Genomic DNA, 15064 nt, shown 5'->3' with positions numbered 1-15064 from the left:
AAGATCAGCAGGCATCCAACAGATCCTGCCGACACAACACCCAACTGCCAAGCCCCACAACACATTTCATTCTGAAACGATCAGTAAGCCTCGACGTGCTTGCCGGAGCTGCTCACGCGGGTGTGAGCAGCTCCGCGTGATGCCGGGCGGCGACCAGCGGGTGGGCTCGCAGCTTGCCCTTGAGTTCGTTGAACCCGTACTCCGCGAACAGCGGGTTCGCCGGGTCGTCGGTGACTCCGGGCGCGGCGGACGCGTGCGGGAAGGGCAGCGGCTCGACGCGGGCATCGAGGCGCGGGTTGTAGAAGAAGGGCACGGAGAACCGCTCGGTGGCCCCGGGCGGGCTGACGACCCGGTGATTCGTGGCGACGAGATACCCATTGGTGGCTACCTCCAGCAGCTCACCGAGGTTCACCACGAAGGCCCCCGGCAGCGGCGGCACGTCATGGAAGACTCCGTCCTCCCGCTGCACCTGAAGCCCTCCGACCTGGTCCTGGAGCAGCAGCGTCAGGAACCCGTAGTCCTTGTGCGCGCCGACACCCTGGTCGGCGCCGTCGCCCGCGCTGCCCGGATACCGTACGAGCTTCAGATGCGGGTGGGCCCGCTTCCCGAAGACGGGCTCGTAGAAGTCGGCCGGCGCCCCGATGGCGGTGAGCAGCTCACGCAGCAGCCGCGCCGCGACGGAACTGAGCCGGTCGATCCACGCCAGCGCGGCGGTCCGCAGCTCCGGCAGCGAGGCCGGCCACTGGTTCGGCCCCTCCAGCCACCAATAGGCGGGCTCGCCGGCACCGGGGGTCCGGGCAGCCCGCTCGGCCCCGATGTCGAGCTGATCCCGCCAGTCCCGGCTGCCGGCGGTCAGCTCGTCGCCTGTACGCGTATAGCCCCGGAAATGCGGCGAGTTGATGTTGTCGAGAGCCAGCCGCTCGGCCTCGGGAAGCGAGAAGAACCGATGCATGGCGTCGAGCAGGGCGGCGGTCTCGCCCTCGCTGATCCCATGCCCGACGAGCTGGAAGAACCCCACGTCGTGGGCAGCGCTGTGCAGCTGTGCGTGAAGCAGCGCACGGGCCTCGGGGCCGCGGTCGGCCGCGGAGAGATCAATGATCGGAAGCTGCTGGTAGTCGTGCGTGTGCAGCGATGTGTTCGTCATGGGGAGCGTCCGCAGGGTGTACGGCTGCCCGGGCAGCCGCCGGGTATGAGGGCGGGGCCGACAGGAGCCAGGTGAAAGTGGGGGCCTGGGTCAGACGGAAGGCCGACAGCCCATGCTCGTGACGCGGACGTAGTCCACGTGGCGGCGTCGAACGAGCAGCGGAAGCATGGCTCCAGAGTACTGCGGGCCCGCCGATTCACAGGTGCCGCACCTCACACCCCTGCACGGGATCTGTCGGAAAACGTGTCTGAAATTGGTGCCCAGGTGCACGGGCCCAGCCAGACGGGATCCCGACAGTGTGCGCCGCGAGGCTCACAGTCTTGCGGGCCATGATCCGGGTGGTGGAGTCAGTCGGCGGTCAGGCCTCCGGGCGGCGGTACACGCCGTACCAGTAGCCACGAGCCAGCTCCTGGGCCACGACGGCATCGCCGCTGCCGTCGCCGTGGGAGACCTGCTGCGCGATGACCTGGCCGCCTCCCTGGACCATCACCCTGGCGGCGAGTTCAGGGGCGATGTCCGCGGGCGTGCGACCGGCCCGCTGCTCCTCCTGCAGGACCGTCACGAGGTTGTCGATGAACCGGTCCTGGTCGGCCGTCCACGCCTCACGGACCAAGGGGTCGTACGCGGCCACTTCGTTGATCGCCGCAAGCAGGGCTGCGTGTTCGCGGTAGTGCCGCAGGATGAGTTCGTAGGTACGGGCCAGTCCGTCGAGACCTCCGTCGGAGCCGTTGGGCTTCCAGGACGCCGCGATCGAATAGGTCTCCTTCTTGAGGGAGCCGCTCAGCCGGAGCAGCACGTCCACCTTGTCGCGGAAGTACAGGTAGAACGTCGAACGGGATATTCCGGCGGCTTGTGCGATCTGTTCCACGCTCAGCTCGGTATAGGTCACACCGTCCCGAAGGCATTCCTCGAGCACGGACAGGATCCGCTTTTCCAGTGCGGCCCGCCGGTCGGCCGCGCTGGAGGGTCGTCGGGTGGTGGAAGCCATACGGGCATCCTAAAGAACCGAAGGGACGGGTGTTCCGCGCAGGTCACGGGTGATGGAGGCCCGGCCACGCCGCACGGCGCGCTCATGGGTCACCGAACGGTGTGGCCGGAGCCGGGTTCAGACCATCAGGCTCACTCGCTCGTCGATACCGAGGAGAGACTTGCCGTAGACCTCCAGGCCGACCGCCGGGATCAGGCCTGCGTGACGCGCCGCGACGTTTGCGTCCCGCCAGATGCGTTGCAGGGGGCTGGTATCGGCGAAGGAGGACGCGCCGTGCACGTTCAGGAGGGTGCTGACCGCATCGATGACGTGTTGCGCGGCGAGGCCGGCCCGAGCCCTGATGTGTGCGCGTGCGATGTAGTCCAAGGGGCTGCCGGATGTGGCGGCCCGATCGACCTCGTCGACGGCTCGGTAGGTGTGCAAGCGGGCCGTCTCCAGCTTCAGCGCGGCCTCCGCCAGCTGTATCTGGACACCTACCGAGTCGGCCTGCCTGCCGTGGACGGTGAACGACAACGGCTTCCCCTCGGCTCCCGCCACCGCCGCATTCACAGCGGCAGCACCCAGTCCGAGCAGCGGTCCGACCAGGCACAGCAGCAGCATCGGCCCGAACGTCGAGTCGTACAGCGTCTCGTCCCGGGACGCGCGTGGGTAGCTGCCCTCGGCGGCCGCGGGGACCGACAGCACGCGGTGCTCGGGAACGAACACGTCCTGTCCGATCAGGGTGTTGCTGGCGGTTGCCTTCATGCCCGCGGTGTGCCAGGTGTCCTCCATGGTCAGGTCGGAGGCGGGGATCAGGACAAGTGCCTGGTCCACAACCGCTCCGCTGTCGTCCTTCAGCAGTGCGCCGACAGCGGCCCAGGTGGCATACGGGGCACCGGAGTTGTACGACCACCTGCCGTTGACACGCCAGCCGCCCGGGACCCGCTCTCCCATGCCCGTCGGCGCGGCCACACCGGTCACCCGCGCATCCGGATCGGCCCCGAACACTTCCTCCTGCGCCTTGTCGGGGAAGAGGCACGCCATCCAGTTGGTCACCGCGATGATCATCCCGACCCAGGCCGCCGAGCCATCGCCCTCCCCGAGCGCCTCGGACACTTCGGTCAAGGTCCGCAGGTCGGTCTCATGGCCGCCGTACCGCCTGGGGGTCAGGAGCCGGAAGACGCCCGCACCGGCCAAGGCGTCGACGACCTCCATCGGCAGGGCGCGATCCGACTCGCCGCACGCGGCACAGTCCCGCAACAGGGGCTGCAGGGCGATGGCCCTGCCGACGAGTTCGGACCTGATCTCTTCCTTGGTCGGCATACCCACCTCGTTCTGGCGGCTGTTGTTGCTCATCACGTTCTCCATTTCTGCACTGGTACTGCGGGTACTGCGGGACAGGAACGCCACCGATCCGCACGCCTGTCCGCCGGAAGGCAGGGCGTGGCGACGCACACTTCCAGGTGATCAATCGGGGTGAGCGCTCTCGTGAGGCTGCGGCCTGCGACTCAGCCGTCCGACTCGAGCGCGATCTTCGACAGCAGAGCGGCGAGTACCACCGGCTTCGACAGGAACGGCGAGTGGTCGCCCGCGATCCGGTGGACCGCGCCGGACCTTTCCGACAGTGCCTGCTGGGCCTGCGCGGGCAGAGCCTGGTCGTCCTCGCAGATGATGTACGTCGACGGGATGGTGTGCCACGCCGCCTTGGTCAGGACGTCTCGGAATGACTTGGCGCTTTGCGGCACGAGCTGTTTGGCGGCCTCCTCGGCCTCGGACCGGGGCATGTCGGCGTAGAACGTCGTGATCGGATCATTCGGCACAGGCTCGACATCACGCGTCTCCGGTGGGAGAGGTGCGCCGGAGAAGCCCAAAAGGCTTTCTCCCACGTCGAGTTGGAGCGCCGCCAGATAGACGATGCGCGACACGTTCCCCGCTGCGGCGGCGACCTGGCTGACCGGTATGCCTCCGTAGGAATGGGCGACAACCACCACTGGGTCATCGATGAGCTTCAGCTCGTCCAGTACCGCCTGTGCATCGTCCATCAAGCCCGCTCGCCCGCCGGCGCTCGGCAGGTCGATCGTCCGAAGCCGCCACCCATCGGCGTGAAGTGCCGACGTCAGCTTTGCCCAGCACCACGCGCCGTGCCATGCCCCATGCACGAGGAGCAGGGTCGGACGGGAAACCCCATCAGTCACGAAAAGTCCGCTTTCAGATCGGTCACGAATGCGCCGCACTCGGCAGCACCAAGAAAGGACCATACGAACGATTGGACATGGTGTCCAACGGAGTGTTCGACGAACTGCTGGTCCAAGTCTCCCGTGCAGGTGAGGACCTCCCGATCGGTCTCGTCAAAGCGCTCCGGAGCAGCAGGATGGCGACCCGGTCCGGCGTCGGTCAGTCGCCCGGGTTCTTGCCGATCTCGCCGACGACACCGACGTCCAGCGGCGGCCCTTTCCCGGATCCGGGGCAGTGGAACGCCCGGCGGTCGAAGACCCGCACGTGACTGACTTCTGCGCCGGGACGCCGGCCCGCCCTCCGCGCGTCCGGGGCCGCTCGATGCCGGTGAACCCGGCGGATGCCGCGCCGGCGCGCGGCACGCAACCACCGCCCCCACCCGCTTCGGTTTCTCCGGGCTGGTCGGCGTGCCTGGTACTGGCTTTCCCAGGGACCGGTGCCCAGGAAAAGGCCTCCCTGTATGCCAGGGCTCTCCGCCGTGACGATGGATTCCACAAGGCGCCTTCGCACACAAAAGGCCGCCTTCGTCACATGGCCGCCCATATGGCGAACCGCGAATCTGACGGAGACAACATGCGTGACTACACCAAGCTGTACATCGACGGCGTCTGGCGCGAGCCCCTCGACGGCGGAGTCGCCGATCTGACCGACCCTGCCACCGGCGAGGTGTCCGGCCGGGTTGCGCTCGGCGGCGAGGCCGACGTCGACCTGGCGGTCGCCGCGGCGGGCCGGGCGTTCCCCTCTTTCTCCCGGACCACCCGCGAGGAGCGTATCGAGCTGCTGGAGCGGATCGCCGACGAGTACGAGCGGCGAGGCGAGGACATGGCCCAGGCGGTCACCGCCGAGCTGGGCTGTCCGCTGCCGCTGTCCCGCGCCATGCACGTCGCCGCCGGGCTGATCCAGTTCCGGGCCGCCGCGCAGGTGCTCAAGACGTTCGCGTTCACCGAGGACCGTGGCGCCACCCACATCCGCAAGGAAGCCATCGGCGTGGCGGGTCTGATCACTCCGTGGAACTTCCCCGCCCTTCAGCCGGCCGGCAAGACCGCCTCGGCGCTGGCGGCCGGCTGCACCGTCGTCCTCAAGCCGGCCCAGCTGGCCTCGTACTCGGGTGTTGTCCTGGCTGAGATCCTGGAGGCCGCCGGGGTCCCCGCCGGTGTCTTCAACCTCGTCACCGGCCGCGGCTCGGTGATCGGAAACGCGCTTGCCTCGCACCCCGACGTCGCCGTCGTGTCCTTCACCGGCTCGGGGGAGGCCGCACTCCAGGTGAACGCCGCCGCGGCCAAGAGCGCCAAGCGCGTGGCCACCGAACTCGGCGGCAAGTCGCCACAGGTGATCATGCCGGACGCGGACCTGGACGTCGCGGTCGACACGGTGCTGACCTGGCTGATGGCCAACACCGGCCAGATCTGCAGTGCGCCGAGCAGGACCCTGGTGCCGCGCGAGCGGCTGGAGGAGTTCCTGTCGGTGCTGCTCCCGCGGGTGGAGGCGCTCAGGATCGGCGACCCGCGCGCGGAGGGTACCGACATGGGCCCGCTGATCTCCGGTGAGCAGTGGCAGACCGTCCAGCGGTATGTCCAGTCCGGCCTGGACGAGGGGGCCCAGCTGATCACCGGTGGACTGGGCAAGCCCGAAGGCCTGGAGAACGGGCACTTCGTCAAGCCCACGGTGTTCGCCGGGGTCACCAACGACATGACCATCGCCCAGGAGGAGATCTTCGGCCCGGTGATGTCGATCATCACCTACGACACGGTGGACGAGGCTGTCCAGATCGCCAACGACAGCCGGTACGGCCTCGCCGGTTACGTCACCGGCAGTGATCTCGCGGACGCCGAAGAGGTCGCGTCCCGCATCGAAGCGGGCTACGTGATCATCAACAACGCCGACTTCGACTGGACCGCCCCCTGGGGCGGCTACAAGGAGTCGGGCAACGGCCGTGAGTGGGGTCCGGACGGCATGCAGGAGTACCTGGAGACCAAGGTCGTCCTCGGCCGCTGACGGCCGAGGTCGGATTCCCATCGGAGATGTCAAGATCATGAACGTCGACATGCCGACCGCGCTCGAGACCCGGGGGCGCCGGCACCCCACTACGCACCACCACCGGCCCCACCGTCCCTGGCACTTTCGCACCGTGGTCGGCGTCGTCTTCGTGGTCATGGCCGCCAGCAGCGCGCCGTCTCCGCTGTATGGGATCTACCAGCAGCAATGGCACTTCGGTACGACCACGTCGACGACCGTCTACGCCTGCTACGCCCTCGGTGCGGTCCTTACCCTGCTGCTGGCAGGGGGCCTGGCCGAACGCCTGGGCACCCAACGGACGATCGAGGTGGCACTGGCCATCATCGTCGTCAGCTTCCTCGCGTTCCTTCTGGCCACGGAAGCCTGGGCACTGTGCCTGGCTCGCCTGATCCAGGGTGTCGCGGTCGGGCTGCTCACCAGCAGCGCGGGCTCGGCACTGGCCGACCTGCACCGGGACCGCAGTCACCAGGCCGCAGTGGCTGCGAACAGCGCGGCGACCTCGACAGGCATCGCGCTGGGTGCGGTGTTCTCCGGCCTCGCCGTTCAGTTCGCTCCCGCGCCGCTGGTCACCCCCTTCGTCGTGCTGACCGTCCTGTCCATTGGCGGGCTCGTCCTGGTGCGGGCCATTCCCACCTGGCAGATCGTGCCGGAACAGCTACGGCCCTGGCGCCCCCGGGTGCTGCGGATGAGTGCGGAGCCACGAGGGGTCCTTCTTCGGGTGGCCCCCATCGTGACGGCCGGCTGGGCGGTGGTCGGCCTGTACCTGGCGCTGGGGGTCGATCTGGTCGCCGGCCTGCTGCATACCACTGACAGGGCGCTGTCCTCGCTGGTCATCCTCGTGGTGCAGGGCTGCGGCGGCATCGCTCCGATGCTGCTGCGGAGGCTGGGCGACCGGGCGGCGTCGGTGACGGGGTGCGCGCTGCTCGTGGCCGGGGTCGGGGTGTCCGTGACCGGGTTCGACACGGCTCACGCCCTGCTGTTCTTCTCCGGTGCGGCGATCACCGGTGCGGGCTTCGGCCTGTGCTTCATGGGCTCCACGAGCACCGTGACGGCAGCGGTGATCGCCGGGGGCCATCCCCAGCTCCTGCCGGGGTTCTTCGCCCTGGCCTACCTGGCGGTGAGTGTGCCGGTGGTGGCCGCGGGCGCCGCCGCTTCCCGGTTCGGCGTTGCCGCTGTCTTCTCGGGGTTCGGGCTGCTGGTGGCGCTGCTCGCCGTGGTGGCAGGCGCCATCGCTGTCCGCCGAGGTCGGCCCGAGGCCTGACTGGGCCGGGGCGCGGCCGGCCAACGAGAGCTATAAACGCTGGTTCCTCGCGTCAAAACGAGAATTAGCCATATCTGACCCAATTTTCCTAATATCGAACAAATGAAAGGTAGTGGCATGTCCACTTGGTTCATCACTGGTGCGTCCCGCGGGTTCGGCCTGGAGATCGCACGGCAGGCACTGGAGCGGGGCGACAAGGTCGTGGCGACGGCCCGCAAGCCCCAGGACGTACAGGACGCGCTCTCCCAGTACCAGGACAGCCTGCTCGCTGTCGCCCTGGACGTCACCGACGAGGCACAGGCCCGCGAAGCCGTGAAGGCAGCCGTCGAGAAGTTCGGCACGATCGACATCCTGGTCAACAACGCAGGGCGCGGCGTGCTGGGCGCGGTGGAGGAAACCTCCGACGCGGCGTTCCGCTCGGTCTACGACACCAACGTCTTCGGTCTGGCCAACGTCACCCGCGCCGTGCTGCCGGTCATGCGCCGGCAGAGGTCGGGCCGCATTCTCAACCTGAGTTCCATCGGAGGCTTCGACAGCGCGGCGGGCTTCGGCGTCTACTGCTCCACCAAGTTCGCCGTGGAGGGTCTTTCCGAGGCCATGCGCGCCGAGCTGGCACCGCTGGGGATCCAGGTCACGATCGTGGAGCCGGGATACTTCCGCACCGACTTCCTCGACGCCACCAGCCTCCACACGGAGGGCCAGGTCATCTCCGACTACGCCGACACCGCCGGCGCCGTGCGCCAGGCCGTACCCGGACTCAACCGCGCCCAGCCCGGTGACCCTGTCAAGGGTGCAACGGCCATCCTCGCCCTCGCCGATGCCGACAACCCGCCGTTGCGGGCCCAGCTCGGCAGCGACTGCGCGGCGGCCATGGACCTGAAGATCGCTCAGCTTCGCGAGGAGACCGACACCTGGCGGGAACTGGCCCTGTCCACCGACCACGACGACGTGAAAGACAGCAACTGACCCGCCGTATGGCGCACAGGTCGAACGAAAGGGAGGGCTGCCGTGACAGAACTCGGTGAATTCCTGCGCGCATGCCGCGCCCGGATCTCCGCGGAGCAGGTGGGGCTGCCCACGAGCGGGTACCGCCGAGTGCCGGGACTGCGGCGGGAGGAACTCGCGTCGCTGGCGGGCGTCAGCGTGGACTACATCGTGAGGCTGGAACAAGGCCGCGTGAAGTCGGCTTCGCCCACCATCCTCACGGCGCTTGCAAGAGCGCTTGAGCTGCGCCCCGACGAGGAGGAGTACCTGCTGCGGTGCGCGGCGGAGGCGGGCCTCTCCGGCGCGGCGAAGCCGGCCGCATCGAGAAAGCAGCAGGTCTCGCAGGCGACGCAGGTCCTTCTGGACAGCATGGTGAACGTCCCGGCGTTCGTGCTCGGCCGTCGTATGGACGTCCTGGCGTGGAACAGCCTGAGCGCCGCGCTGTTCACCGACTACTCCAGGCTGCCGGCCAAGCGGCGCAACCACATATGGCTCACCTTCCTCGACCCCGAGGTCCGCGGGCTGTATGCGAACTGGGAGAGAGTCGCCCAGGAGTGTGTGGCCTACCTCCGCATGGATGCCGGCCGCTACCCCAACGATCCCGAACTCGCGCGCCTCGTCGGGGAACTCTCCTTGAAGGACCCCGACTTCCGCCGATGGTGGTCCGACCACAGGGTGCGATCCCAGCGGCCCGGCCGCAAGGAGTTCGTCCACGCGATCGCCGGGGAACTGAGCCTGGACTTCCAGGTGCTGGATCTGCGGGGCTCCACGGACCAGAGCCTGCTCGTCTACACCGCGGAGCCGCAGTCGCCGAGCGAGCAGGCCCTGACCTTCCTGGCGGGCTGGGCTGCCACCGAGATCCCCGTAAGGCCGACGGAGGCGGCAGGGTCATCCCCGCGACCCGGAGCAGCGCCTTCGCCGGGAGAGTCCAAGGACGAGTAGTCGCCACGTAAAGGAGCGGCGGCCCGTCCGCAAAGCGCCCCCGAACCTTCGGGGGCGCTTTCCCGTACGTCAGCGACCGCGGACGTCAGCGTTCGAGAGACCCGGCGTCCCCCATGACGATCACCGGATGCTGGTGGGGATCGAGCGTGCGCAGCAGCTCTTTCATGTGTTCCTGCGCCACGCTCACGCAGCCGTGCGTGGGTCCTTCGTGGTCGACGTGCAGCCAGATGCCGCCGCCCTTGGCAGCGCCGAGAGGTCGCGTCCAGTCGAGTGGGGAAGTTCCGGGCTTGCGGTTGTAGTTGATGGCGACGACGTAGTCGAAGGAGCCTGCGAGTGGTTCGCCCTTGAAGCCCGTGCCGCTGATGGTGAAGCTTGATGACTGGCTGTACGGCAGCTCGCTTCCGGGATCGGGCAGCAGCCCTCCGGCGTCGGTGAGGGTGAACACGCCGATGGGCGAACGGAGATCGCCGAGGCGGTGGTCATCCGTCCAGCCGTTGCGCGCGTTGTGGGCGGGCCAGGTGGCTCCTGGCTTCCAGCCCGCGCCCGTGCGCCGGTACAGGACCACGTGCGACGTCGAGGAGTCCTTGCCGTCACCGGTGACCAGGACGACTTGCCGTGTGTTCTTGGGGACTTGGGCCAGCGTCCGTGGTCCCAGGCCCGGCAGCTGCGCCGAACTGGACACACCGGACGTCTTGGCCCCGGTCGAAGTCTGCCCGCGTTCCGACTCGGTGGTGCTGGGCGTGCCGGACGCCTCGGTCCCGGTCGGGGTCTGCCCGCGTTCCGCCTCGATGGTGCTGGACGCGCCGGACGCCTGGGCCGATGCTGTGGCTGTACCGGAGGTCGACGACCGGGCGCCGTAGCCCGCTTCGGCGCCGATGGCCGCGCATCCGGTGAGCGTCACGGACAGGACCACGACCGCAGCCGTTATCCCCTGACGGTGCAGTGCGAGGGTCGTGAAGGTGGTTGCTCGACCTGTTCCGAGCGGCGCCCGGGGGCGCCGTCGGAGGAAGGCCGGGCTACTGGTTGATGAAGCCATGACGGTAAGACTGGATCGCAGATATGAGGAACTGATCAGCTTCATCCGCGAGTTCCGATCAGCACCTTGCGGACGCTCCGCAGGCTCAGCGTGCGGAGCCCGCCTTCCACTGGCTCCACGGCATGTTCCAGCCGTTGAGGCCGTTGTCGGGGGCGATGGTCCCATCGGCGGAGTTCCGCACCACGACCACGTCACCGATGAGGGACCGGTCGTAGAACCAGGCGGCGTCCTGACCGGAGTCACCGCCGCCCTTGGTGTCGTTCAGCCCGACGCAGCCGTGGCTGAGGTTGGACCGTCCGAACGCCGAGTCGGGGGCCCAGTAGTTGCCGTGGATGAACGTGCCCGAAGTGGACAGGCGCATGGCGTGCGGGACGTCAGGTATGTCGTACTCGCCGGCGTAGCCCACCGTCGCCCCGTTCATCCGTGTGGTGATCAGCTTCTGGGAGATGACCATCTGGCCGTTCCACGTGGGCGAGTTCGCGGCGCCCGCGGTGACGGGTATGGTCCTCAGGGCCGTGCCGTCGCGGACGACGGTCATCCGGTGCGTGGAGGCGTTCACGGTGGAGACCTGACTGCGGCCGACGGTGAACCGCACCGTCTTGTCCTGTTCGCCGTAGGCGCCCTCGGCGCCCTTGACTCCGTCGAGGCGCATCCTGACAGTGATGGTGGAATGGGGCTTCCAGTAGTGCTCCGGCCGGAAATCGAGGCGCTGCGCACCGAACCAGTGGCCGACGACGGGCTGTCCGCTGCTGGAGCTGACCTCGATGGCCGACTCCACGGCCTTCTTGTCGGTGATCGCCTTGTCGAACGTGAACGAGACGGGCATCCCCACACCGACCGTTGAGCCGTTGTCCGGTGTGAACGTCCCGGTGAAGCGGTGGGCCTCGGCGAGGGTGGTGAAGGCGATCTTCTTCGTCTCCTGGCCTCCGTCGTCGCCGGTGGCGAGCACGGTCATCCGGTAGGCGCTGCCGTGGTCGAGCGCGGCGTCCGGCGCCCAGACCTTGTTGTCCGGGGAGATGCGGCCATGCACGGCTTGGCCGTCCGCGGTGGTCAGGGAGACCTTGGTGAGCCTGCCCGCCTCGACCGTGACGCGGCCGCCCCGTGCGACGGAGACATCCTTCTGTCCGTCGGCGGCGTTCAGGTGGATGCGCGCAGAAGCCGCAGTGCGCGCAGCGGCCGGTGGCGTCGCCGCGCCGCCGGGTCCGGTGCTGCATCCAGCCAGAAGACACACCGAGACCGACAGGGCCGCGAGGGCCGATGCGGGGCGGGTGGGATTCATGGGTACTCCATCGCGCGTGTCGAGTGACCGTTCCCACCGAGTCGTGGGAACGCGGCCCTGGGTGCGAGCGACTGGATGCCGACACTGTCGGGCAACACTCGGGGACGGACGGCATCCGTCGGTCGGGGTGCGGGCGGGACTGTGGCCCCATCCCCGCGCCCCGACGCGGGCGCACTCGAAGTCGCCTGGGATCGGGGCTGCGTCCGCACGCAACCAGAGGCAGTGCGCCCACTCTGACGTGCAGATATCAGGAAGTTGTCAGCGTGTGGGAAGCGTTGCACATCCGACCGAGCGGCAAGTCGGTGCACATAGAGTGCGGCGAGTGTGCGCACATATTCTGGTGGCCGAGGACGACGAGATGCAGGCCGACCTCATACGCCGTCTGCTGGTTCGGGAGGGTCACACCGTCGTCGTGGTCCACGATGGCCGGGCCGCGATCGACGAGGCGAAGAGCCGTAGACCCGACCTCGTCGTCCTGGACCTGATGCTGCCCGGTATCGACGGTTACGGCGTGTGCCGTGTGCTGCGCCAGGACGACGACATACCCGTCCTGATGCTGACCGCCCGCTCCACCGAGGAAGACGTACTCCTTGGCCTCGACCTCGGCGCGGACGACTACATGACCAAGCCGTACAGCGCCCGTGAGCTGATGGCCCGCATCCGCATCGTGCTGCGCCGCACTCTGCGGCCCGCCGAAGACTCCCCGGTGCTGCGCGTCGGCAGCATCACCGTGGACCCCGTACGGCACCTGGTGACCTGCGACGACGCCGCGGTCACCTGCACTCCGGGCGAGTTCGCCATCCTCCGCGCCATGGCCGCGGAACCCACCCGGGTCTTCTCACGCCGTCAACTGCTGCATCACACCCGCGGTCACGACCGCGCCTCCACCGAACGCGCCATCGACGTACACATCATGAACCTGCGCAAGAAGGTGGAACCCGACCCGCGAAGACCCGTCCGGCTACTGACGGTCTTCGGCATCGGCTACAAACTCGTCGGTGGGCACCATGTCTCCTAGTCCTCGTATTCCCTGGCACAAGAGCCTGTCGGTAAGGCTTCTGCTCACCTCTGTGACGATCGCCGTCCTCTCCGTGGGCGCCACGGCCTGGCTGGCCGTGCAGACGACCACGCACGCCCTTCAGGAGGAGCGCGGGCAGGTGCTCTCCGACGACAACGACATCCTGCGGCAGCTCAGCGGCTTCGCCGCGACCCATGCGTCCTGGGACGGCGTGCAGACCACCGTGCGACAACTTTCACGCGCCACGGGCCGGCGCATCGCCCTCACGACCGAGACCGGGTACGTCATCGTCGACTCCGCCGCCCCGGGTACCGCACTGCCCGCCCGGGCCTCGGCCGCCGTCGAACCGCTGAACACCGACACCTACACCGAACCGGGGGCTCAGCTCCCAGGGGTCGACCCGCGAGCCGTCGGGCCGTATCTGCTCCCGCCGGCCGAACGGACACAGGTCAAGACCCTCGCCGAAAAGCGCCTGGCGTGCATGCGGCGCTACGACACCAACGGCAGCAGCCGGCAGGTACCCAGTGGTCGAACGGTTGTCACCGCCGACGACGGACCGGCTTCCGTACCGCTGGAGTGCCTCGACGGCGCGCTCAACACGCCCACCCGCACCGAGCAGAAGGCACTGGACGAACTCAACGCCCTGATCGCCCCCTGCCTTGGCCACACCGCCGCACAGGGAGTACCGGTGTTCGGCGCCGCCATCGACCTGGTTCCCGGCATCGGCAACCCTGCGACCGACGGAATCCGCTGGCTCGCCGCTCCCGACCGGCAGAAGGCGCAGAGCTGTGTCGACAGCGCGCGCCGCGAACAGCTTGCCCCCTACGTCGCCCCCAGGGCCACGCTCTACCTGGGCAGCCTGGACCGGCAGGCCACCGGGTTCAACCTCTCGCCCGCCAACAAAGCCAAGATCGTCGGCGTGACGGGGCTTGTTCTGGCCGTCACCGTCGCCATCACCGCGGTCGTCGCGATCCGCCTCGTCCGTCCCCTGCGAGCCCTGACGGCCGCGGCTCAGCAGCCACCACAGCAGCACGTACGCGTTCCCGTCACCACCAGGGACGAGACCGGTTATCTGGCGGCCGCCTTCAACGATCTCACCGCACGCCGCGAACAGTTGGAAGCGCAGCGCAAGGCCATGGTCAGCGACATCGCCCACGAGCTACGGACCCCGCTGACCAACATCCGCGGCTGGCTGGAAGTGACCCGCGACGGGCTGCTCGACCCGGACCCGGACCTCATCGCTTCCCTGCACGACGAGGCCGTGCTGCTGCAACACATCATCGACGACCTGCAGGACCTCGCCGCCGTCGACGCCGGAACCCTCACGCTGCACCTGGAACCCGTCGCCGTGGACCAACTCATCACCCAGGTGGTGGCGGCCCACAGCGCCCGCGCCGAGGCGGAGGGCATCCGCCTGCGCACGCGCACCGAACCCGGCCTCTGGCTGGAGGCCGACCCGGTGAGGATGCGACAGGCCCTGGGCAACCTCGTCTCCAACGCGCTCCGGCACACCCCCGCGAACGGCACGGTCACCCTCACCGCCCGGCAGAGTGGCGAACTGGCCGTCCTCACCGTGCAGGACACGGGCAGCGGCATCACGCCCGAGGACCTGCCCCACGTCTTAGAGCGCTTCTGGCGTGCCGAGAAGTCCCGCAGCAGACGCACGGGCGGCAGTGGACTGGGCCTGTCCATCGTCCGCCAGTTCGTCGAGGCACACGGCGGAACCGTCACCGCCCGCAGCGAACCGGGCGCCGGGGCGGTGTTCACCATCCAGCTCTCCCGCAGGAAGGAGCCGGACAGCGACTCGCCTTGAAGACCGTCGCACGTCGTAGCCGACGACGGTCGGGCACGAGGCCCGCGGCCCCGCGGGCACACTGGCATAGGCGACGTGAGGCTGTGGCCCGCCGTGACCCAGACCGGCCCGTGATGTAGATGCGACTCGGAATCGCGTGGCACGACGGCACTGAACCCTGGCAGGCAGCAACGGGCGCGGAACAGGGCCGACGGCTTCGGCATCGCCACCGTCCGCGACCAGCGGGGGCTCCGATGCGTGGATGCCCGTCCTGGAGGACACTGAGGAGCGTAGCGAGTTCTGGGGCAATGAGAGCTGATGACTATGGGTGCACCTCATGCCACCAAACGAAGTGGCCCCCACCATGGCGTCTCAGCGGAGCACCAGGCC

At 68.6% G+C, this 15064-nt stretch carries 12 protein-coding genes; 6 read left to right on the top strand and 6 right to left on the bottom strand.

Translation table 11 applies throughout. The annotated features are described in order from the left end of the window. Positions 1–112 precede the first annotated feature (112 nt). The 4 genes from ACX28W_RS20825 to ACX28W_RS20810 all read right to left on the bottom strand — a co-directional run bounded on the left by ACX28W_RS20825 (position 113) and on the right by ACX28W_RS20810 (position 4306). Positions 113–1144: an isopenicillin N synthase family dioxygenase gene (locus tag ACX28W_RS20825; RefSeq protein ID WP_459000500.1), complete on the bottom strand. Its 1032-nt coding sequence runs from the start codon at positions 1142–1144 to the stop codon at positions 113–115. A gap of 358 nt (positions 1145–1502) precedes the next feature. Continuing rightward, complete coding sequence (locus tag ACX28W_RS20820) at positions 1503–2132, bottom strand: TetR/AcrR family transcriptional regulator (RefSeq protein ID WP_459000499.1); 630 nt, start codon at positions 2130–2132, stop codon at positions 1503–1505. A gap of 117 nt (positions 2133–2249) precedes the next feature. Further along, entirely contained in the window at positions 2250–3467 is a 1218-nt protein-coding gene (locus ACX28W_RS20815; RefSeq protein WP_459000498.1) for an acyl-CoA dehydrogenase family protein, read from the bottom strand. 152 nt (positions 3468–3619) lie between these two features. Further along, positions 3620–4306 carry an alpha/beta fold hydrolase gene (locus ACX28W_RS20810; RefSeq protein WP_459000497.1) on the bottom strand — a complete coding sequence of 229 codons (687 nt, stop codon included), beginning with the start codon at positions 4304–4306 and terminating at the stop codon, positions 3620–3622. Positions 4307–4919: 613 nt separating this feature from the next. Between ACX28W_RS20810 and ACX28W_RS20805 the strand changes: the two genes are divergently transcribed. From ACX28W_RS20805 to ACX28W_RS20790, 4 genes are all read left to right on the top strand, one after another. Beyond that, the gene (locus ACX28W_RS20805; RefSeq protein ID WP_459000496.1) at positions 4920–6341 is read left to right on the top strand and encodes an aldehyde dehydrogenase family protein; all 1422 of its coding nucleotides are present in this window, start codon (positions 4920–4922) and stop codon (positions 6339–6341) included. 37 nt (positions 6342–6378) lie between these two features. After that, the gene (locus ACX28W_RS20800) at positions 6379–7623 is read left to right on the top strand and encodes an MFS transporter (RefSeq protein WP_459000494.1); all 1245 of its coding nucleotides are present in this window, start codon (positions 6379–6381) and stop codon (positions 7621–7623) included. A gap of 117 nt (positions 7624–7740) precedes the next feature. Further along, the gene (locus ACX28W_RS20795; RefSeq protein WP_459000493.1) at positions 7741–8589 is read left to right on the top strand and encodes an oxidoreductase; all 849 of its coding nucleotides are present in this window, start codon (positions 7741–7743) and stop codon (positions 8587–8589) included. Positions 8590–8631: 42 nt separating this feature from the next. Then, complete coding sequence (locus ACX28W_RS20790) at positions 8632–9549, top strand: helix-turn-helix domain-containing protein (protein ID WP_459000492.1); 918 nt, start codon at positions 8632–8634, stop codon at positions 9547–9549. Positions 9550–9634: 85 nt separating this feature from the next. Here the strand turns inward: ACX28W_RS20790 and ACX28W_RS20785 are convergent, their stop codons facing one another. Further along, positions 9635–10450 (bottom strand): L,D-transpeptidase family protein, encoded by an 816-nt coding sequence (locus tag ACX28W_RS20785; protein ID WP_459000491.1) that lies wholly within the window; start codon positions 10448–10450, stop codon positions 9635–9637. Positions 10451–10670: 220 nt separating this feature from the next. After that, complete coding sequence (locus tag ACX28W_RS20780) at positions 10671–11864, bottom strand: L,D-transpeptidase (RefSeq protein WP_459000490.1); 1194 nt, start codon at positions 11862–11864, stop codon at positions 10671–10673. 322 nt (positions 11865–12186) lie between these two features. On the opposite strand from ACX28W_RS20780, the gene ACX28W_RS20775 reads away from it, so the two are divergent. Both ACX28W_RS20775 and ACX28W_RS20770 read left to right on the top strand, forming a co-directional pair. Continuing rightward, on the top strand, positions 12187–12882 hold the full coding sequence (locus ACX28W_RS20775) for a response regulator transcription factor (RefSeq protein WP_459000489.1): 696 nt from the start codon (positions 12187–12189) through the stop codon (positions 12880–12882). Then, a complete protein-coding gene (locus ACX28W_RS20770; protein WP_459000488.1) occupies positions 12872–14695 on the top strand; it encodes a sensor histidine kinase in 1824 nt (607 codons plus the stop codon). The genes ACX28W_RS20775 and ACX28W_RS20770 overlap by 11 nt, the downstream gene beginning before the upstream one ends. Positions 14696–15064 lie beyond the last annotated feature (369 nt).

The sequence above is a fragment of the Streptomyces sp. SD15 genome (assembly GCF_054462255.1).
The sequence above is the reverse complement of the archived record's forward strand: the minus strand, read 5'-3'. Positions and strand labels throughout refer to the sequence as shown.

Coding starts and splice junctions, on each gene's coding strand:
- ACX28W_RS20825 (WP_459000500.1), bottom strand. CDS start 1,144: ATGACGAACACATCGCTGCACACGCACGACTACCAGCAGCTTCCGATC.
- ACX28W_RS20820 (WP_459000499.1), bottom strand. CDS start 2,132: ATGGCTTCCACCACCCGACGACCCTCCAGCGCGGCCGACCGGCGGGCC.
- ACX28W_RS20815 (WP_459000498.1), bottom strand. CDS start 3,467: ATGAGCAACAACAGCCGCCAGAACGAGGTGGGTATGCCGACCAAGGAA.
- ACX28W_RS20805 (WP_459000496.1), top strand. CDS start 4,920: ATGCGTGACTACACCAAGCTGTACATCGACGGCGTCTGGCGCGAGCCC.
- ACX28W_RS20800 (WP_459000494.1), top strand. CDS start 6,379: ATGAACGTCGACATGCCGACCGCGCTCGAGACCCGGGGGCGCCGGCAC.
- ACX28W_RS20795 (WP_459000493.1), top strand. CDS start 7,741: ATGTCCACTTGGTTCATCACTGGTGCGTCCCGCGGGTTCGGCCTGGAG.
- ACX28W_RS20780 (WP_459000490.1), bottom strand. CDS start 11,864: ATGAATCCCACCCGCCCCGCATCGGCCCTCGCGGCCCTGTCGGTCTCG.
- ACX28W_RS20770 (WP_459000488.1), top strand. CDS start 12,872: ATGTCTCCTAGTCCTCGTATTCCCTGGCACAAGAGCCTGTCGGTAAGG.